We start from the raw sequence: 19,623 nt of genomic DNA, 5'->3' as shown, positions 1-19,623 counted from the left end.
ATAAGAAAGGAGAACAATATTGATAAACGAGGGTGATTTTGTAATGAAAACTAAAAATCAAATAGATAACATTGTAAAAGAAACATATCGTCATATAGATTTCTCTGGAGTAATTTTAGTGAAAGAAAAAAAGGGCATAGTTTATGAAGAAGCGTTTGGTTATGCAAATCGAAATGAGTGTATAAACAATACGCTACAAACTAGGTTTGGAATTGCCTCCGGCTGTAAAATATTCACAGCAATTGGCATTTGTCAACTTGTTGAAAGAGGTGTAATTACTTTTCATACAAAGTTAAAAGATTGTTTAAGTATTAAATTTCCAAATTTCAATGAAAATATTACAATACATCACCTTCTGACACATAGTTCGGGTATTCCGGATTATTTTGATGAAAGTATTTTGGATAACTTTGAGGATCTTTGGAAAGAAACTCCTATGTATCTATTAAAAAATTTAAAAGACTTTTTACCATTATTTCAAAACAAAGATATGATGTTTGCGCCTGGAAGTAAGTTTCACTACAACAATGCTGGTTTTATCATACTGGGGTTAATAATCGAAGAACAGACAGGACTTAAATTTACGGAGTATATAGAAACAAATATATTTAAACTAATTGGTATGAATGATTCTGGCTATTTTTCTTTAGATAGATTACCAAAGCAGACAGCTCTCGGATATATAAAAGATGAAATTAGCCAGACATGGAGAACAAATGCTTACTCTATTCCGATAAAAGGTGGTTCGGATGGTGGAGCTTTTATTACTGCGTCAGACATGCTGAAGTTTTGGGAAGCGTTATTTAACTATGAAATTATAAGCCAAGAATATACAAAAATACTTTTAACTCCTCACATCCAAGTAAATAATAATCAATCTTATGGCTATGGAATATGGATTGAAACAAGAGAAAACAAGATATTCAAATATCATGTAATGGGATATGACCCAGGCGTCAGTTTTCGTTCGGCCGTATATCCAGACTTAGGAATTATATTAGTTATTCCATCAAATAAAGAAGCAGGACCCGAAAAATTAATGATAGAAATAGAAGGAGGTTTTTAATTATATGGATATAGAAATTAGAGCGTATAGAAAAGAGGATGAAACCGGTTGGGTACGTTGCCGTGTGTTATCTTTTTTAGATACAGCTTATTACGATAATGTATTTAGAGAAAAGGAAAGATATGAACATCCGGCTATTGAACTAGTAGCTGTATATGAAAATCAAATTGTAGGTTTAATAGATATCGAATATGAATTAGAAGAACGTACAGTTTGTTCAAGAGGAACTGGTCTTGGTGGTATGATTTGGCATATTGCAGTTCATCCGGATTTCCGTAGAATGAAAATTGGTAATCAGCTATTAAAGGAAGCGGAGAAGTTAGCGAATGAACGTAACCTAAATCGCCTAGAAGCATGGACTAGGGACAATCTATGGATACATGGATGGTATGAAAAGAACGGATTTGTAAAAGTAGATTCCTATTTACACGTATATAGCGATCATACAGACGAGATAAAAGGTGTAATGAAAAGTAATATAGATCAGTTATATCCAGTTCAAACATTTGCTCATTATACAGGTGAAAATAAAGAAGACATAAGAAAACAATTTAAACGAGTGCATGATTGTTTTTGTTTTGAAAAGTATTTTAGTTAACGAGAAACCCTTTATTTACTAAATAAAGGGTTTTCTAATTCTGCACGATTACATATGGATATATGGATTTTTAAATTAAAAAACATTACTATATAGTTATAAATTTTAATTATTAATTCATATGAAAGGATGTGTTAACAATTTGTATATGATCAACGGTAGCTTGTTTATTATTTTAGGGGTTATTTGTTATTTAATTGTACGTGGAATATTAATTGGTATCAAAAATAAAAAACATGTGATTTGGTGGAAAGAAATAATAAGTTTTTTATTCTTGGTCTACATTTGTATGGTTGTTGCAGTAACTTTATTCCCTTTACCAATCGGTTTTCCTTCTAATATTGAAAATCTGAATCGCTCGGTCAATATAATACCATTTGCATCAATTATTAAAGACATCAATCAAATTGGTAGTGCTTATGATGAGATGCCCTATTTATGATTGGTCTAATTATAAGAAATGTAGGCGGAAATATTTTATTATTAATGCCTTTAGGATTTTTAGCACCAATCCTATGGGATAAATATAAGAAATTCAAAAATACAATTTTATTAGGATTTTCTATATCAACTAGTATTGAATTGCTACAATTAATTCAGTCTTTATTTAGTGGAGTGGGACGAGTTACTGATATTGATGATGTAATATGTAACGTTATAGGTTGTATTCTTGGATACTTTATTTATAAAATCACTATTATGCTAGCTGCTAAATTTAACATTCAAGTATTTAATGAGACGGATTCTAAAAGAATAGAAACTATTGATAACTAACAATTCATACGTGTTAAAGTATACATTTATTTTGAATAAAGATGATAAAAGACGTACGAGTCAAAAGTACGTCTTTTTACTTTTATAAATAAGCTTATGGCTATTACATGGTGTAACATAATAAATAGACAATAGTATAATCGGAAATGAATAATACATTAATAAAAAAGTATAAATACATTCATCCCTTGTTTATCAATGCTGTGAACGGTAATACTAAATAACATTGAACTTTTATAACAAGGGATGATCATATGATATTCATTTACACGGATTTCGGCGGAACGCATTCAACTGCACTTGCAGCAGCTTATCATTTAAATAAATTACCAACGGATCGTAAGCTAACAAAAGAAGAAATATTAAATGTGGATTACTTTAATAAATTGAAAACTGAAGATATGGGGAAAATTATTTTTCATGGAGTAGATGAAAATGGTAACCCGGTTTATACGATTGGATGCGGCGCATCAAAAATCGTTGTACCTGCGATGAAGCATTTAGGAGAGATTCTGCAAAAACATTATCAAAGTCATGAAAAGATTGTTTTTTCTAATACATCACCAACAGTACCTTTACCAATGACTTTTGGCGGTCTGTTTTCTAGAAGGTTTCACATCGACTTTATCGGTGTACCATTACTCGTATGGGGTGCAAAACTTAGCTGTGATAATGTACAAAGACTTGTTAGTTATACGAAAGAAGCCGGACGATTAACAAATGATTATGTTGTGATTTTAGATAATGAAACTTTTAAATAATGTAGGATAAAAGGAAAATCAAGCAAATTTCTTGATTTTCTTTTTAATTTGTGAAAAAGACAAGAAATATTCACATTTATCATCTATCTACTATAGCCAAAACAATAAAGTCCTGTTACTATTACAGGGATATTCTCTTTTCATAACATAAATATATAGAAAAATTAGAAAAGAGGAATTGAATTAAGGGAGGAACAACATGAAGCGTGTTGCTTGGATTACTGATAGTACAACTGCGAGTTTTACAACAGAAGGAGATAACTTTGTTATCCCAATTGAAGTTATTATTGATGGTGTGTCGTACAAAGATTGTGAAGAAGGTGTGCGTGAGCGCGTTTATAATGCTTTAAACGAAGGTAAAACTGTCACTACATCACAACCTAACATAGGGGAAATGGTAGAGTTATTTTCGAAATGCAAAGAAGAATATGAAGAAGGATTTGCAGTTGCTATTAGCGGAAAAGTAAGTGGAACCTATCAAAACATGAAGTTAGCTGCAGAAATGGCAGGTTTCCCATTAACGGTATTAGATAGTGAAACAACAAGTTATCCAATGGACGAACTAATTAGAAAAGCAAAATCGTTATACAATGATAGTATGACTTTACAAGATATACACAAAACATTAGTAGATGAAAAAAGAAGACCTTTCCACGTATTCCCGAAAAGTTTAAAAGGCCTTTATGCAAGTGGACGTGTAAAGGGAGTTCAATTTTTACTTGGAAGTTTATTAAGTGTCAACTTAATATTAGAAGTAAAAGGTGGAGAGCTTTTACTTGAAAAGAAAGTACGTAAAATCCAAAAATGTCGAGAATACATTAAAAATGAACTTGAAAAAGAATTACCAAAAGTACTTCACATGTTCCATGCTAACGATAAAGATGGAGCTGAAGAATGGATTTCAGATATTAGACAAGCATTCCCTGAAATGGATTTCAAATTATATCCATTACCAATTTCATTTGCGGTACATGCAGGTGAAGGTACAATAGCAATTAGTTATTAAGAAGAAAACCCGTGAATGATACGCGGGTTTTTTTATTTATAAATGGTGCATACCACGCCACCATCAAGTTGAAGTTTTATAGCACTCTAGAACGAAATTTGTGTTAACTCGAAACAAAAATCTTATTTTATCATTTTTGGAGAGCAACCACAATTTCTTGACTTGATTTGAGATTAAAAATATAAACCTTTTCCTACTGGCTGAACAGTTTCTAGTACAATATCAACCATTTCTTCATTAAGTAGGGTCCTTATAATTCAAGCCGATAGTTCTTGAGCAGCAAAACAACCCGCAGCAGTCGATATATTTCCTTCGTTTACGAAACTTTTCTCAATAACGTCTACACCAAATTCTTTTAGCTGTTCTACTGCTAAGGGATATGTAGTAGCTTTTTTACCAGTTAGTAATTTTTTAGCTCCTAATAGTAGTGAACCAGAACACATAGATCCTATTAATTGTCTTTGAGGATCTACATGAATGCTATTAATATATTGTTGATTTTTATATAAATCCTTTACACCTTTACCACTCGCAAAAATTACAGCGTCGGCAAAAGGGATATCAGATATGCTTCCTGTCATGGGAATACGCAAGCCAGACATAGATATATGAGATTGTTCCGTCCCTAAAAGCTGGACATCCCAATCGGAAATACCACCGACTAAACGTACACGATTTAATAAATCCCATGGTAGAAAAACATCTATATCGGTAAAGTTATCGAAACAGACTATTGCAATTTTCATTTTCTAACCCTCCACTTATGTATATCATTTTATTAATAATATAAACATCTCTTTTTTATGTTCTATATCCAGTTATAAATCCCTGTATATTACACGTATATGAAGGAGGTGTAGTAATTTTTTAACGCCTCTAAACATAAAAAGATATAAAATCTTTTTCTTGGTTTCTATCGGTTTTTTGTACAAAACCAAGATCTGTAGCAATAACTCGTAAGGTATTGGGGATGAGAATCTTTAAAATTCTCAAGGAAATAGGTGTAATTTATTACACATACAAATTACTGGAGTGAAGAAATTCATCAACCTATCTCGGAAAGAATTGACCAAGCTTTAAAGCTTGGTACTATATTATTAGGCACACCTATATAAAAAATACCCTCTTTTCATTCCATAAATAATGTTGATAAAAAAGAGAAAGGATTTTTAAAGGTAAAAATAGAAATCTACATAAAAAAATATTTAAATGGTAGGGATACTATGAAAATCGGTAAGTTTGGAGAAGTAAATAACTTAAGTATTGATACAATTAGACATTATATGGATCTCAGTCTTATTATTCCTGAAAAAAAGGGAGGCCACTATTTTTTTGATGAGTATTGTCAAACAGATTTAGAACTTATAATACATTACAAAGATCTAGGATTTAGCTTGAATGAAATCAAAGAACTATTTTTTTATAAAAATTTAGCAAAATCTATGAATTACGAAAAAGATATCTTTTACCAATCTTTATTTAAACTAAAATATGACAAAATGGAACAGGAAATAGAACTTTTGGAGAAGAAACGGGATAAATTAAAGGGAGTGTTACATGATTTATTATTAACAAATGAAACTTCCAATACAATTATAGGGATAGATTTAAGTATACTACATTTACTTACATGTTCTAAGTGTAGACAAAAACTAATTCTTCAAGATGGAATTATTAATAACAATCAAATTACCGAGGGAAAGTTAATTTGTAATTGTGGTGAAGAATATATAATTACTTCAGGAATAATAACTGCTGGTAAATCATTTAAAGCAAATGAGCGAACGTCACTTGAAGATACTATTTCGGATTATATTCATGAAACTGATAATGCATATTTGGAAAATATGCTTAAAGAAGGGGAATGGGCGAAAAAGAAACTAATACATTTAGATTTAAATAACAAATTAATACTAGATATAGGATCAGGACTTGGGTTCTTTTTGAGGAGCATTTATGAAGAACTACCCGAAGATTGCCTATACATCGCAGTAGATAGAGATTTCAATAAACTTTTATTTTTAAAAGACGTATTAGCGAGAAAAAATCTGAGAAGAAATATTCTCTTTATCTGTGCGGATTTTTTGAACATCCCTATTCAAAATCGGTCAGTAGATATTGTAATTGATCACTCTGGTACGAGCAATTATAGTTTTGAACATGCGGATTTTTTACTTCACGAATTAAACCCACTTTTTAAATCCAATTGTTATTTATTAAGTTTATTTATTTTATTTAAAAATTTCAGCTTAAATAGCCAAATTACAAATAACTTTCGAGCAAATTTTTCACTTTCAAAAATAAAGAAAGAAATCCAAAATCTACAGTTTCAATCCATTGATGAAAGTACTTCAAATTATTTGAAACGAGGCGGAAAGTACGAGGATTTCTTTGTTCAAGGTGAAGAAATTTATACATATTCATTTTTCGGAAAAAGATGGGGGTAACCCCATCTTTTATTTATTTCCCCTTAAAATTATTCAAATCGTACATATTGCGATTGGGTTGACCCAAGAACTTACAATGTACGTAACACAAAATTAGGCAGGGGGAAAAGTTATGACAAGTTTACGGTTACATATAGAAAATAAAAAAAGAAACCAAGAACTAAGGAATATTTGTTTATATTCAATTGCAAAAACAGTATCAATATTCGGTAGCTCTATTTATAGTTTTGCATTAGGATTGTATGTATTACAAATAACCGGATCTGCTTTAAATTTCGCGATTACGCTTATTTTAGGAACGATTCCAATGATTGTTATGAATCCATTTGCCGGTGTAATTGCTGATAAGGTTGATAAAAAGAAACTCGTCGTTTGTATGGATGTACTAAGCGGATGCTTATTAATAACTGTTTATATAGTAAGCAACTATTATGGGTTAAACTTATTCATCATTTATACTACTACCTTTCTGATGACAGTATTTACAACATTTTTTGTAATAGGTTTAGAGGCTGCAAAACCAAATATCGTCTCTAAAGAGAGACTAATGGGTCTTAACTCTATAAGTAAAATTATCGATTCTATATCTTTAATTCTAGGGCCTATGTTAGGGGGCATTGTTTTTGCAGTCTTTGAGATGAACACTTTTATAATCATTAACGGTATTTCATTTATCCTTTCGGCTATATCCATATTGTTTATCAACTTTAAATTGTGCGAGCAATACATAAATAAGGAATGTTCAATAAGGGAAATTAATTTTATGAAAGATATAAAGGAGGGATACTCTTACTTAATGGAGCGGGAGAGCTTAAAAAATACGTTTCGTATTTTAATTTCACTTAATTTTTTTCTAGGATTTTCTGTAACTGTTCCATTGCCATACATTATGAATACAGTTCTCAATCTTAGTTCTAAACAATTTGGTTTGATCCAAGGGACTTTTCCAATAGGTATGATAGTTGGTGCAATCATAGTAAAAAAGATAACGAATCGTTTTTCTTATTCCTATCTATTGAAAAAAACAAGTTTTATGATGGCAATTTTTATGATAGTTTCAGGTGCACCTGTTCTATTCAAAAGTATTGAAGTGAATAAAATTGTATTTGTGACCATGTACTGCGCCATTATGTTCTTTTTAGGGTTAATGATAGCATTAATCGATATCCCTTTAATTTATTTTATGCAAAGAGAGATTCCAGATGAATATAGGGGCAGAGTGCTTAGTATTGGATTAAGTTTAGGTAAAATGATGCAGCCGATAGCACTGGCATTATCAGGTCTATTATTAAATCATATTCCATCCTACACGCTTCCAATTGGAGGAGGAATCGTATTTCTTATTTTAAATCAGGCTTACTCAAATAAATTGAATTTAGAAATTCATTCAAAAGGGTATAGTGTTGAACGTAATTAAATAATATCGAAATAGCGCAGGATCATCATCCTGCGCTTATCTATCGTAATTCAGCTGTTTTTCTAATAACAATCTTATCAATATCGTCTTCTTCATCACCAATAAATAACCCGCGTTCTTTTAAATACGCCTCAAAATATAAATCTGCTTCTGCACGTTCATCATATGGTTTTACAGATAGAACGAAACCTAATTTGTTTTGTTCCTCTAGATGAGAAGTGGAAATGTATGCCGGTACATTGTGGCGTAAAAAGAGTTCTTTAACCGGAATAATCATATCTTTCATTAATTTCGTTAACATACCCATTTCAAACTCGAAATTAAAACGATCTATACTACATAAATCGGCGAATACTACACCAATAAAACCTGTATTATATACTTCTTGATATTCTACTTCCTCGTTACCGTAAAAATTCTTTTCGATTAAATAATTTATAAAGTAAGCAACACCGTCACTTTGTTCAAAAGGCTTCGTTGAAAGAACAAATCCGATTTTCTTTTGTTTATGTAAATATACACATGACATGTATGCTGAAATGTTATGCTCTTTAAATAGAGAGCTTGTTGCCCCAGATAGACCATCTAATACGTGATGAACAATTTGAAGTTTTTTACGGGCGAAATAATAGGATTTCTTTTGTAACTCCAATGTATCAATAAAGACAGAGCCGATAAAGCCTGTATTTGAAATAATAGGTGTTTGCTTTTTTCTTCCTCTGCGCTTTGTTTGAGCCATTGTAAAAATCATCCCTTCATGTACAATTAAAATAAAAAAGAACATTTGTTCGTATATGTATATTTTACTATTAAAACGCTCTAAAGTAAAGGGTTTTTGACGAAAAAACAACAAAAAAGACACCTGTAAAAGGTGCCTTAAACGTTGTAGGGAAGAGGGTTCATCCCAACTATTTATATTATGATACAGAAACAATCTCTTCCGTATCTTCTACATCTAAATGACAGTCCATTGTACGAACATCTTGATCTTCATGACTTCCGAAATAAATAGTAATTTTCATATGTATCGCTCCTTTATTCTAGGAATACCTAAAATAATTACTAGTAATGTTAATATTTATTATATACCACTTTTTTCATTCCGACAACGTTATATCATATTTAATTCTTTAAGGAGACAAAGAGTGATTTATAGAGATATTTTTATAGAAATAGGTATATTTCTTATATGTTATATTTAATACTGAAAGATTCGAATTTGAATTTTTATGAAAGGGGCAAAATGAATGAATTTTAAAAAGTTACTAATAGATAATTTTACATATAAAACTTCATATATTGCGCGGCAGGCACAGGGAATGAATGTAAAAGAAACGAAGGGTTACATTGCTGTCGACTGTGGTTTACCTGCAGATACATTTAATATCATTACTTTACTAAACAATAATGTAACGGAAAATATCGAGAAATTATATAAGGAGGTAGTATACTATAACCAAAAGAAATATCCAATGAGTGTTTGGTTTTGGGACGAGAAGCTAGAGGGGAATATAAAGAATGAATTAATAAAGCTTGGATTAAAAGAAACAGAACAAAATATCGCGATGGTAGCAAACTTACATACAATACATCCAACAACAAACTTGCCAGAAGGTTTTACGATACAAAAAGCATCTTCGTCAGGACAAATTAAAAAGTTTGGAGAAGCGTTAGCTAGTCTATTTGGTACATCCGAGGAAGGTATACATGTACAAGCATTCTACAATCAAACTGCTTCTTTCCATTTATGGAATAGTGAAAATATGAAACTATACTTAGGGTTTTATAAAGATGAAGTCGTATCGGTTGGTTCATTAGTGTGTACACAAGATAGTATTGGTATTTATGATATAGCAACGAAAGAAGAAATGAGAGGAAAAGGATTTGGTTCTACTATGTTTCATTACTTGCTGCAAGAAGCAAAGGAATTAAACGTTGCTCAATGTGTATTACAAGCTTCACCTGATGGGATTACTATTTATAAAAAGGCTGATTTTCAATCTGTTGGACAAATGACGGTATTTGAAAATCGACATTTATTTGAATAAATTATCCAAGCCAAATTGCTTTCATGTAGGGGTTAATACATTATTATGAAAAAGATATATATCGTTACAATCATTTGTACATTTATAGTAATAGGTACTTTTGTTTTTCATAAAGTAAATGAACTTAAGTACACAAAAGCTATTAATCAATCGAATTATATAAAAAACATTGCACATAGAGGGGCTTCGGCGTATGCACCGGAACATACAATTGCTGCGTATAAATTGGGACAACAATTAAAAGGCGATTATATAGAAATAGATCTTCAAATGACAAAAGATGGACATTTAGTAGCTATGCATGATGAAACAGTAAATCGTACTACAAACGGTATGGGGCTAGTTAAGGAACATACATTAGAGGAATTAAAGCAATTAAATGCAGGTTCTACTTACAATAAAAAGTATCCAAATTTAGCAAAGAAAGAATATGAAAATGCTAAAGTTCCAACACTCGAAGAAGTAATTGAAGTGTTTGGGCATGACGCGAACTATTATATTGAAACCAAATCACCTGATGAATATCCAGGAATGGAAGAAAAGTTATTAGAAATTATCAATCACTATGAAATACAGGATAAAGTTATTATTCAATCATTTAGTGAAGAAAGTTTGCAAAAGCTACATAGTTTACATGTTAATATACCTCTAGTCCAATTACTATCTTACAAAAAAGCAGTTCAATTAACTGAATCAGAAATAGAGAAGTATAGTACATATTGCATAGGTCTTGGTATGAATTACAAATATATTGATGCAGCTTATGTAAAGAAAATAAAGAAACACGGATTAGAAGTTCATCCATTTACTGTAGATAATGAAGCAGACATGAAAAAGTTAATATTATGGGGAGTTGACGGGATGTTTACGAATTATCCGGATCGATTACATTCAGTTTTGAAATTTAATTAAAAGATACTATTTTTAACATAATAGTTTATAGAAATTTTCGATTAATATATAATTAATCTAGTTAAAATAAAAAGGAGTGTAAGTAGGATGAATATATTAGCTGTTGTTCCACGCCTCTATGTTTCAGACTTACAAACTCATCTAGAATTTTACAAAATACTATTAAAGCAAGAAAAACCACAGGAATTTCAAATGAATGGAACGCATGTAATTAGATTTACAAATTTACTTTTAATTGAAGAATTAAATGAAACAATTAAGAATCATGTTGCTGCAACGATCGTAATTGATGATCTCAATGAAGTAAGAAAACTAATCTTAAACTATAACGGCGTAATGATTACTGAACCAATACAAGTACCCACAGGCATAAAAATGATAGTTCGTCATCCAGATGGTAATATCATTGAATACATAGAGCCGACATTGAAATGAAATCCGAAAAAGAATCCAATAAAAGTATTGGATTCTTTTTATTTAGCGCTAAGTGACTAACTTAAAGCAGTACAATTTTGAACTTATTAATAAAATATTACATTGAGTATGATTTTTCATAATAATCATCAGAAAGTAACAAAAATGTAATGAATTTTAACTACGCTTTTTATATTTTTTTGATACACTGGCTACGAGAGGAATACCGATTAATGTAGGTAAAAACCAAAACCATATAGGTGGCAGTAAATTAATTAAGGGGATATGAATGCCGACGTTTACTAAAAGTGCGGTTACCGCACCTATATAAGAACCTAACATACCTCTAATATGGTGGTGGATCCAATTTTTCCAGCGTTTTTTTCGTGCAAGGTAGCCATAAATCGCAAAAGCATAAGAGAAAATTGCTACATAAAATAAATATGCGATTTTATCCCAGTTTATAATGGATAATATAATTGCAGTAAGGGTTATGACCACATAGGATGCATGATATATTTCACCCCATTCCGTATGTTTTCCTTTCTTCTTTTGAGCAACCATCGCTACAATACCGGTGATTAAGCATATTGTCCCAAATAATATGTGGATGGTTAAAAGAATGTTAAAAATGCTCATAATAATTCCTCCTTTTTTATTTTTATAGTATTGCAGTATAGGAGAAAAGTTGAAAAACATCGTTTATTCGTCTTAATATATTGAAATAAAGGTACTCTTAGAACAAATTTAAACGGACAAATTTTCTTGAATTTAGTGAAACACGTATTACGTGAAATGAAGGAGAGACTTCCATGTTTACATCTATTACATATTTACAATCAGGGAATGACAAGCAACAAAAGGTATATGATGTTTTGAATAAACTAAACATCATGGAGGATTTAGCTTTGTATAGTCCCATTCTTTACGGGACAATACCTATAAGAATTGACACACTTCAATCTGACTTAGATATAGTAATGGAAGTACATAACTTTGATGTTTTTGAACAAGAAATGAGATCTTTATATGGCTCTTATGAAGGATTCAAAATAAAAAAGAAAAAAATTAAAAATACTGAATCGATAAAAGTAAATTTTGAATTTGAAGGTTTTAAATTTGAATTATTTGCTCAGCCTAAGCCAGTGCGCAACCAAAATGCATATAGACATATGATAGTAGAGCACATGTTATTAATGCAACATCCACATATAAGAGAAGAAATTATTCGCTTAAAAGAGAACGGTTTAAAAACAGAACCTGCTTTTGCTCAAGTATTAAACATTGACGGGGATCCTTATGAAGGACTTATTGTGTTGGGGCAGGAAATGCGGTTGTGGTAAATAAAATACACAAAAACTCCTCTATGGAAAAAGAGGAGTTTTTATTATGTCATTAACTTACGAATTAATTCGCTTAACAATTTAATACCGTTAGTCATTTGCTCTGGAGAAGCATATCCATATGATAAACGAATGTATCGATCTGATTCTTCTTCATAGATACGTCCCGGGTTTAATAGAATCCCTTTTGATAGTGCCTTTGAAAATAATTTCTTCATCGGAATGCTAGGTACTACCTTTAGCCATATAAAAAATCCACCACTAGGAATATCCCAGGTGGCAATATCTGCACAATACTTATGTAAAGCTCGTATCATTATTTGTCTTCGTTCTTTTAATTTAATTCTTATGTTTGCAACATGTTCCTCATAAAATCCTTTATTTATCCATTCAGCAGCAACTCTTTGAGATAATGAACTCGATCCATAATCTGTTTGCATTTTTATATCTGATAATCTATCAATAACTGGTTCAGGTCCAATAATCCATCCAATTCTAAGTCCTGGGGTAAGTGTCTTAGAGAGACTACCAATATATAATACATGTCCATGTTTATCCCTTGATTTTAAAGGCACTGGTGGTGGTTCATCAATCCATAACTCGCGATAGATATCATCTTCAATAATAGGTAACTGTTCCTTTTCGCATATTTTTAATATTTCTTTTCTTCGCTCTTTAGACATTAATACCCCTGTTGGATTTTGAAAACAAGGGATTGAGTATAAAATATTTTTCTTCTGACTGTATTTAATTCGTTTTAATAACTCGTTAGGTAATATACCGTGAGGATCCATAGATATACCAGATAGATTTATATTTGCTGATTGAAATACATGAAGTGAATATAAGTAAGAAGGTTGTTCAAGTAAAACGGTAGACTCTCTATGTAAAAGACCAATTGATATTAATTGCAATGCTTGTAATGCACCCGAGACGATTAATATGGAACCCGGTGATGCTTGTATTCCAAATGATTTTACGTATTTACTTATTGCTTCACGTAACGGATAAAACCCTTTTTGTTCCTCATATCCAAAATAGTCTAATTCCTCACTTACTTTCTTCATAATGGACTGCATCGTTTCTAATGGAAAAAGATGAGGAGAAAGTTCGCCTTTACTAAGATGGATAAGTTTGTTATTTGCTTCTGCTTCATTTATTTCTCGTACCATTAACTTGCTTGGTTTATGAATACCAGCCTTTACATATTCACTCCAATCAGGTGGTGGATTTGTTGCTAATAATGACCATGTATTATTCGTTACAATTGTTCCTGCTCCAATTTTCCCTTGAATCAATCCATCAGCCATAAGTTCATCTAGTGCAGTTATTACAGTACTACGATTTACTTGAAATAATTTCGCTAACTGCCGTTGACTAGGAATCTTACTTCCTATAGGCCATTCTCCATTTTCAATTTTTTCTTTCATATAGTCTACTATTTGCTGATACTTAGGTAGTTTTTTACTAGTGGTCATCAAAAAACTCCTTCGCTCACTTGAAAAATGCCAAGTGGTTGGTTTTTACGATAAAAAACTGGTTGAAGACATTGTATCAACTATTAAATATGATGGGAAGAAATAATTGGTAATTATAAAGTGGTTGGTTTGAAGGGGGAGAGAAAACATGAATTATAAAAAATGGGATTATCGAATTATATGTGCTCATTCTTTTACAATTTTAATTTGGGGAACGGCCTTTCCGGCAATTCGTATGGGCCTTGAATCTTACACACCTGAACATCTTACTTTACTTCGTTTGTTAATCGCTTCATTCATACTTCTTTTGTTTTCGTTTTTATACAAACTACGATTACCTGATCTAAAAGATATTCCAGCGATTTTTTTATTTGGTGCTTTAGGGTTTACTTTTTACCACATTGCATTAAACTATGGTGAAAAAACAGTAAATGCTGGATCGGCAAGTTTAATCGTTTCCGTCACACCTATAGTAACGGCAGTTCTTGCTTTTGTTTTTTTAAATGAAAAAATGAAAGCAACTGGATGGATCGGTGGTGTAATTAGCTTTATAGGAATTTCTTTCATATCATTTAGTCAAGGGGGGTCTATTCAATTTAATAGCGGGGGATTATTTATATTATTAGCAGCCGTTTCAGAAAGTCTATTTTTCGTTTTTCAAACATCGTACTTGAAAAAGTACGGCTTCTTGCCATTTACCATATATACAATTTTATCTAGTACTGTATGTATGCTTATTTTCTTACCGGGAATGTACCAAGAAATACTGGTGGCTCCTCTTGAAGTGAATTTGAGCGTTATATATTTAGGTTTATTTCCAACAGTACTCCCGTATATTGCATTGGCCTATATTATATCTCATACTGGTGCTTCCGAGGCAACAAGCTCTCTATATTTAACGCCAGTAATTGCTTGTTTTATAGCTTGGGTATGGTTAGGTGAAGTACCTACTTTTATTTCGGTAGTTGGTGGAGTAATTACTATACTTGGAGTTTTAATAGCGCATGTATCATTAAAGAAAGATACTCGAAGTGAAAAGTACAGCGATATAACTGGATAGATTTTTTAGAAGTGATAATTCCCTGTTTCTTAAAATTAAGAAACAGGGAATTATTTTATTGCGTTGAATATATAAATACATTCTTTTTATAAAGGAGCTTACCATATTGAATATCCAGTTAAAGGTTGTTACGAGAGAGAATTGGGAAGATGCATTAAAGTTACAAGTTAAAGAAAATCAAAGAAAATTTGTTCCGGCTGTAGCAGTTTCACTTGCTAAAGTATATATAAAACCAGATGGGGATGCTGTAGAATACCAACCATTTGCAATATACAATGGCGATTTAATGGTTGGTTTTGTTATGCATGCTGTTGTAAAAGAAACAACTGATATGTATTGGATAAACGGATTTATTATCGATCAAAAGCAGCAAGGTAACGGTTATGGAAAAGCAGCATTACAAGAAAGTATATATTTAATAAAAAATACGTTTAAGGCGTGTAAAGAAATTAGATTAACAGTACATAAAGATAATATCTCTGCAAAGAAATTATATGAAAGTTACGGTTTTCAACCATTGGGACATGATTATGATGGTGAGGAAGTTTATCGTTTATTCGTTTAACAATGAATGGGAGGAATAACAATTGAAAAATAAATTTCATCATATTGTACGAGCTGTTATGATTAAGGATAAAAAATTGTTAGTGGCTGAATATATTGGCCATCATTATTTTTTACCAGGTGGTCATGTTGAAGTTGGCGAATCAGCTGAGAATGCATTAATAAGAGAACTAAGGGAAGAGCTCGGAGTAAATTGTAGTATAAAACAATTTTTAGGAGTCATAGAAAACCGATGGCAAGATCGAGAAGTTCTTCACCATGAAATCAATCATATTTTTGAGATAGATTCACAAGAGCTACATATTGATTTCATACCAAAATCTAAAGAATCTCATTTGGCATTTCACTGGATAGATTATAATCAAGAAGCTTTACATACTTATAAAATCATGCCAGAACCTTTAGTTAAAGAGTTACTAGAAAGAAAATTAAGTGATGAACTACTAAACTGTTGGATTAGTAATTTTTAAAAACCTCTATTAATAATAAATTCGTCCAGCAAAAAGTGATTAAGAAAATAGGCTGAAAAACAAGGTACATCACCTAGTGTAAGTTCATATTTTGTTGATGTACGTATTCAAGTATATAGCCATTTGTTTCTACTTTGTTTATTAACATTTATTAACTTCAATATGTGGACGGAATTTATATTTATAAATGGAGGGGTTTCATAATGAATCAGTTTCAACAAGAACTACAATCATTAAACCTTAATGATTATCAAACTGGTAATGTTGTGTATTGGGATCAACAACAAAGTCAATATCCATACTACTACATTCAAGACGATGCACGTCGTTGCGGCGGATGCGGAGGTTGTGGTGGACGCTGTGGCGGATGTGGCGGCAGATGTGGTGGTTGTGCAGGTCGTTGCGGCGGATGCATAGGATGCGCTGGATGTTTCGGTTGCTTTAATTGCTGGAACTGGTGGATCATTTAAGTATAGAACATCAAAGATATTTTGCTTGAAGGAAAGGTGTGAAAACTATTTTGCACTTTTCTTTCAAGCTGTAATTTTTATGTGTATTAAGGGGGATTTATTTGTATACATATGATAAGTTGATTTCTTGGGTAGAAAATATAAAAGAACAAAACCATAGCTCTGCAGCAGCGCTTTGCATAATGAAAGATAACAAAATTGTACTGGAGCATTATAGTGGCTATCACTCAAATACATCTACAAGCAAGAAAGTAACAGCATCTTCACAATTTAACGTTGCTTCTGCTAGAAAAAGTTATTTAGGATTAATGATAGCGTATGCGCTTTACGAGGGGAAAATAAACTCTATTGATGATGAAGCGATAAAATATTTTAAAGACTTTGATCCTGTATTGCTTAGTAAAACGACGATAAGACATTTAGTAACACATTCGCACGGATTAGAAGAAACGAATGGCGGGATAATTTTTCGTGAATTTGAACCGGGGCAAGGATGGGCGTATAGAGATATTAATGTAAGAATGATGACACGTCTTATTTATCAGCTATATAACAAAAGTTTTCCTGAATTGTTAAAAGAGCGTGTGTTTAAACCTGCTAATTTCCAAGAAACAGGATGGAGAATACAGCAAGATGATAATTTAGTTGCAGTTGTTGATGATCCAAATAAAGACGCAATTAGTGAAATTGGTACAGTAGATGACGGTACTGAAAAAAATCTGTTTGTCTCCGCTAGAGAATTTGCACAGTGGGGCAACCTTCATTTAAATCAAGGTATGATAGATGATAAACAAATTGTTCCAAAAGAAGTTATAAAAATCGCTACGAGTTTGCAGAGTCCAATATATGCAAATAAAGAGCTACCACAAAATGGCTTGTTTTGGTTCGTTCAAAATGAACCTGCACAATTAAATGAACTTGGTGAACGCGTACCAAAAGGAGCGTATCAAATATTAGGAATTACGGGACCAACTATATTAGTAATACCTGAATATAATGTAGTTGTTGCGAAAATGTATAATAAAAGATACAACTACGGCGGTGATAATTATTTATATTATTTACGTGAATTTAGTAATTTAGTCGTTGATACATTTCGTAACAGTAATAGGGCATAATTACTCCTATAACAAAAAGGAGTGATTGAAAGTGAAAGATAAAGTGAACAAAAATAAAAAGCAAAACATTAAGGATGTAAATACAGAACAAAATGCAATTTATAGCGATCCAAAAGATGCAGCTAATATGCAAACGGTACCGCAGCCGAAAGATTTTGATGAAATTGAATATTAATTTTTCGTTTATCCGACTATATGATGAATGAAAAATACATCTTAAGTCCCATCTCATGACAGAAATCTTTTGGTATTCTATATACATAAGCATTTGAAAATGTCTTATCTTAACAAAGCTTTCTTTAAGTAAATCTAATATAACCTGCAGAAAGACACTTCATAATGGAGTGTCTTTTTGTGTACATGAATTCAATTTCCATTTTTCATGCAGTATCTTGCTTTTTATGATGGTTATACTAACTGTGAAAATTCATGTCACGATAAAAGAAGGGGACAGTTAGTATGAAACAAACTTCTATAAATCCGTTACTAATTGTTCTAGGTACAATCATTGTTCAAATTGGCCTTGGAACAATTTATACATGGAGTTTATTTAATCAGCCCCTTGTAAGTAAGTTTGGATGGAACCTTAATTCAGTTGCTATAACTTTCTCCATTACAAGCTTCTCTTTATCATTTTCAACATTATTTGCAGGAAAGTTACAGCAAAAATTAGGGCTTCGAAAACTCATCGCTACTGCAGGGATTGTGCTGGGACTCGGTTTAATACTAAGTTCACAAGTTTCCTCCTTACCATTACTATATTTATTAGCGGGTGTAGTAGTTGGTTATGCCGATGGAACTGCTTATATCACATCATTATCTAATTTAATTAAATGGTTTCCGAATCGGAAAGGGCTTATTTCAGGTATATCTGTATCAGCATATGGAATGGGCAGCTTAATCTTTAGATATATAAACGGAAATCTGATCGACAGCCTTGGTGTATCACAAGCCTTTTTATATTGGGGGATTATCGTCTTACTTTTAGTATTAATCGGATCGTTCTTCTTACGTGAAGCAATAGTAAGTAACACTGTAGCTGAGACTTTACACAATGATTATACACCTCGTGAAATGATGCGAACGAAACAAGTATACCTTTTGTTTTTTATGCTATTCACATCGTGTATGGGCGGTCTATATTTAATCGGTATGGTCAAAGATATCGGAGTGCAGCTCGTTGGACTTAGCGCAGCAACTGCCGCTAACGCCGTTGCAATGATTGCAATTTTTAATACAGTAGGTCGTATTGTTCTTGGAACGTTATCAGATAAAATAGGTCGAATGAAAATCGTTTCTGCAACGTTTATTATCATTGGATTGTCAGTCTTTACATTAAGTTTCATTCCGCTAAATTACGGCATATATTTCGCATGTGTAGCAAGTGTTGCCTTTTGCTTTGGCGGTAATATCACTATATTCCCAGCTATTGTTGGAGATTTCTTCGGATTAAAAAACCATAGTACAAATTATGGGATTGTATACCAAGGTTTCGGATTTGGTGCACTTGCAGGATCATTCATCGGGGCGCTTCTTGGAGGATTTGAACCAACCTTTATTATAATCGGCGTTCTTTCTGTTATCTCTTTCATTATATCTATTTTAATTCGTCCACCAAAAGCAGAAAAGAAAAAAGAAACACAACATTTATATCGAAAAGTAGCTTAAGTTTAAAAA

20 protein-coding genes and 3 pseudogenes are annotated in these 19,623 nt (G+C 31.8%); 19 read left to right on the top strand and 4 right to left on the bottom strand.

Features of this window, described 5'->3' with window-relative positions:
* Nucleotides 1–43: 43 nt before the first annotated feature.
* From QCI47_RS14785 to QCI47_RS14765, 5 genes and pseudogenes are all read left to right on the top strand, one after another.
* A complete protein-coding gene (locus QCI47_RS14785) occupies nt 44–1,066 on the top strand; it encodes a serine hydrolase domain-containing protein (RefSeq protein WP_309423025.1) in 1,023 nt (340 codons plus the stop codon).
* A 4-nt stretch (nt 1,067–1,070) separates the two neighbouring features.
* Nucleotides 1,071–1,664: a GNAT family N-acetyltransferase gene (locus tag QCI47_RS14780; RefSeq protein WP_309423026.1), complete on the top strand. Its 594-nt coding sequence runs from the start codon at nt 1,071–1,073 to the stop codon at nt 1,662–1,664.
* 142 nt (nt 1,665–1,806) lie between these two features.
* Nucleotides 1,807–2,438, top strand: a pseudogene (locus tag QCI47_RS14775) (VanZ family protein).
* Nucleotides 2,439–2,692: 254 nt separating this feature from the next.
* Nucleotides 2,693–3,199 carry a DUF3189 family protein gene (locus tag QCI47_RS14770; RefSeq protein ID WP_000576331.1) on the top strand — a complete coding sequence of 169 codons (507 nt, stop codon included), beginning with the start codon at nt 2,693–2,695 and terminating at the stop codon, nt 3,197–3,199.
* A 199-nt stretch (nt 3,200–3,398) separates the two neighbouring features.
* The gene (locus QCI47_RS14765) at nt 3,399–4,205 is read left to right on the top strand and encodes a DegV family protein (protein WP_000831950.1); all 807 of its coding nucleotides are present in this window, start codon (nt 3,399–3,401) and stop codon (nt 4,203–4,205) included.
* Between the two features lie 173 nt (nt 4,206–4,378).
* On the opposite strand, the pseudogene QCI47_RS14760 reads toward QCI47_RS14765, so the two are convergent.
* Nucleotides 4,379–4,951: pseudogene (locus QCI47_RS14760) on the bottom strand (DJ-1/PfpI family protein).
* A 282-nt stretch (nt 4,952–5,233) separates the two neighbouring features.
* On the opposite strand from QCI47_RS14760, the pseudogene QCI47_RS14755 reads away from it, so the two are divergent.
* The 3 genes and pseudogenes from QCI47_RS14755 to QCI47_RS14745 form a co-directional block, all read left to right on the top strand.
* A pseudogene (locus QCI47_RS14755) lies at nt 5,234–5,302 on the top strand (glutamine amidotransferase); the annotation flags it as partial.
* Between the two features lie 126 nt (nt 5,303–5,428).
* Nucleotides 5,429–6,652 carry a methyltransferase domain-containing protein gene (locus tag QCI47_RS14750; RefSeq protein WP_309423029.1) on the top strand — a complete coding sequence of 408 codons (1,224 nt, stop codon included), beginning with the start codon at nt 5,429–5,431 and terminating at the stop codon, nt 6,650–6,652.
* A gap of 112 nt (nt 6,653–6,764) precedes the next feature.
* A complete protein-coding gene (locus tag QCI47_RS14745; RefSeq protein WP_061130355.1) occupies nt 6,765–8,069 on the top strand; it encodes an MFS transporter in 1,305 nt (434 codons plus the stop codon).
* 40 nt (nt 8,070–8,109) lie between these two features.
* Here QCI47_RS14745 and QCI47_RS14740 read toward each other — a convergent pair whose 3' ends face one another.
* Nucleotides 8,110–8,808: a hypothetical protein gene (locus QCI47_RS14740; RefSeq protein WP_001990662.1), complete on the bottom strand. Its 699-nt coding sequence runs from the start codon at nt 8,806–8,808 to the stop codon at nt 8,110–8,112.
* 508 nt (nt 8,809–9,316) lie between these two features.
* On the opposite strand from QCI47_RS14740, the gene QCI47_RS14735 reads away from it, so the two are divergent.
* The 3 genes from QCI47_RS14735 (at nt 9,317) to QCI47_RS14725 (ending at nt 11,464) form a co-directional block, all read left to right on the top strand.
* Complete coding sequence (locus tag QCI47_RS14735; protein ID WP_309423031.1) at nt 9,317–10,117, top strand: GNAT family N-acetyltransferase; 801 nt, start codon at nt 9,317–9,319, stop codon at nt 10,115–10,117.
* Nucleotides 10,118–10,162: 45 nt separating this feature from the next.
* A complete protein-coding gene (locus QCI47_RS14730) occupies nt 10,163–11,029 on the top strand; it encodes a glycerophosphodiester phosphodiesterase (RefSeq protein ID WP_309423032.1) in 867 nt (288 codons plus the stop codon).
* An 87-nt stretch (nt 11,030–11,116) separates the two neighbouring features.
* A complete protein-coding gene (locus tag QCI47_RS14725; RefSeq protein WP_001022865.1) occupies nt 11,117–11,464 on the top strand; it encodes a VOC family protein in 348 nt (115 codons plus the stop codon).
* Between the two features lie 156 nt (nt 11,465–11,620).
* On the opposite strand, the gene QCI47_RS14720 is transcribed toward QCI47_RS14725, so the two are convergent.
* Nucleotides 11,621–12,082, bottom strand: coding sequence for a DUF2306 domain-containing protein (locus tag QCI47_RS14720; RefSeq protein WP_000021738.1), 462 nt, complete (start codon nt 12,080–12,082; stop codon nt 11,621–11,623).
* A gap of 173 nt (nt 12,083–12,255) precedes the next feature.
* Between QCI47_RS14720 and QCI47_RS14715 the strand changes: the two genes are divergently transcribed.
* Complete coding sequence (locus QCI47_RS14715) at nt 12,256–12,786, top strand: DUF4269 domain-containing protein (RefSeq protein ID WP_353811837.1); 531 nt, start codon at nt 12,256–12,258, stop codon at nt 12,784–12,786.
* 44 nt (nt 12,787–12,830) lie between these two features.
* Here the strand turns inward: QCI47_RS14715 and norG are convergent, their stop codons facing one another.
* On the bottom strand, nt 12,831–14,267 hold the full coding sequence (gene norG, locus QCI47_RS14710) for an efflux pump transcription regulator NorG (RefSeq protein WP_440044306.1): 1,437 nt from the start codon (nt 14,265–14,267) through the stop codon (nt 12,831–12,833).
* Between the two features lie 145 nt (nt 14,268–14,412).
* Here norG and QCI47_RS14705 point away from each other — a divergent pair, with 145 nt between their 5' ends.
* The 7 genes from QCI47_RS14705 to QCI47_RS14675 all read left to right on the top strand — a co-directional run bounded on the left by QCI47_RS14705 (nt 14,413) and on the right by QCI47_RS14675 (nt 19,614).
* Entirely contained in the window at nt 14,413–15,324 is a 912-nt protein-coding gene (locus QCI47_RS14705; RefSeq protein WP_309423036.1) for a DMT family transporter, read from the top strand.
* Between the two features lie 106 nt (nt 15,325–15,430).
* On the top strand, nt 15,431–15,889 hold the full coding sequence (locus QCI47_RS14700) for a GNAT family N-acetyltransferase (protein WP_001025607.1): 459 nt from the start codon (nt 15,431–15,433) through the stop codon (nt 15,887–15,889).
* A gap of 22 nt (nt 15,890–15,911) precedes the next feature.
* On the top strand, nt 15,912–16,358 hold the full coding sequence (locus QCI47_RS14695) for an NUDIX domain-containing protein (RefSeq protein WP_000790756.1): 447 nt from the start codon (nt 15,912–15,914) through the stop codon (nt 16,356–16,358).
* A gap of 203 nt (nt 16,359–16,561) precedes the next feature.
* Nucleotides 16,562–16,828, top strand: coding sequence for a heterocycloanthracin/sonorensin family bacteriocin (locus QCI47_RS14690; RefSeq protein WP_001071388.1), 267 nt, complete (start codon nt 16,562–16,564; stop codon nt 16,826–16,828).
* A gap of 101 nt (nt 16,829–16,929) precedes the next feature.
* Nucleotides 16,930–17,946 carry a serine hydrolase domain-containing protein gene (locus tag QCI47_RS14685; RefSeq protein WP_071741658.1) on the top strand — a complete coding sequence of 339 codons (1,017 nt, stop codon included), beginning with the start codon at nt 16,930–16,932 and terminating at the stop codon, nt 17,944–17,946.
* A 31-nt stretch (nt 17,947–17,977) separates the two neighbouring features.
* Nucleotides 17,978–18,121 (top strand): hypothetical protein, encoded by a 144-nt coding sequence (locus QCI47_RS14680; RefSeq protein WP_000653680.1) that lies wholly within the window; start codon nt 17,978–17,980, stop codon nt 18,119–18,121.
* Nucleotides 18,122–18,405: 284 nt separating this feature from the next.
* Entirely contained in the window at nt 18,406–19,614 is a 1,209-nt protein-coding gene (locus QCI47_RS14675; protein WP_000815154.1) for an L-lactate MFS transporter, read from the top strand.
* Nucleotides 19,615–19,623 lie beyond the last annotated feature (9 nt).

Origin of the sequence: Bacillus cereus group sp. RP29 (assembly GCF_040459765.1) — a bacterium.
In the GTDB taxonomy this organism is placed as follows: domain Bacteria; phylum Bacillota; class Bacilli; order Bacillales; family Bacillaceae_G; genus Bacillus_A; species Bacillus_A paranthracis.
Note: the sequence above shows the minus strand (reverse complement) of the source record. Positions and strands in the feature narration are given on the sequence as shown.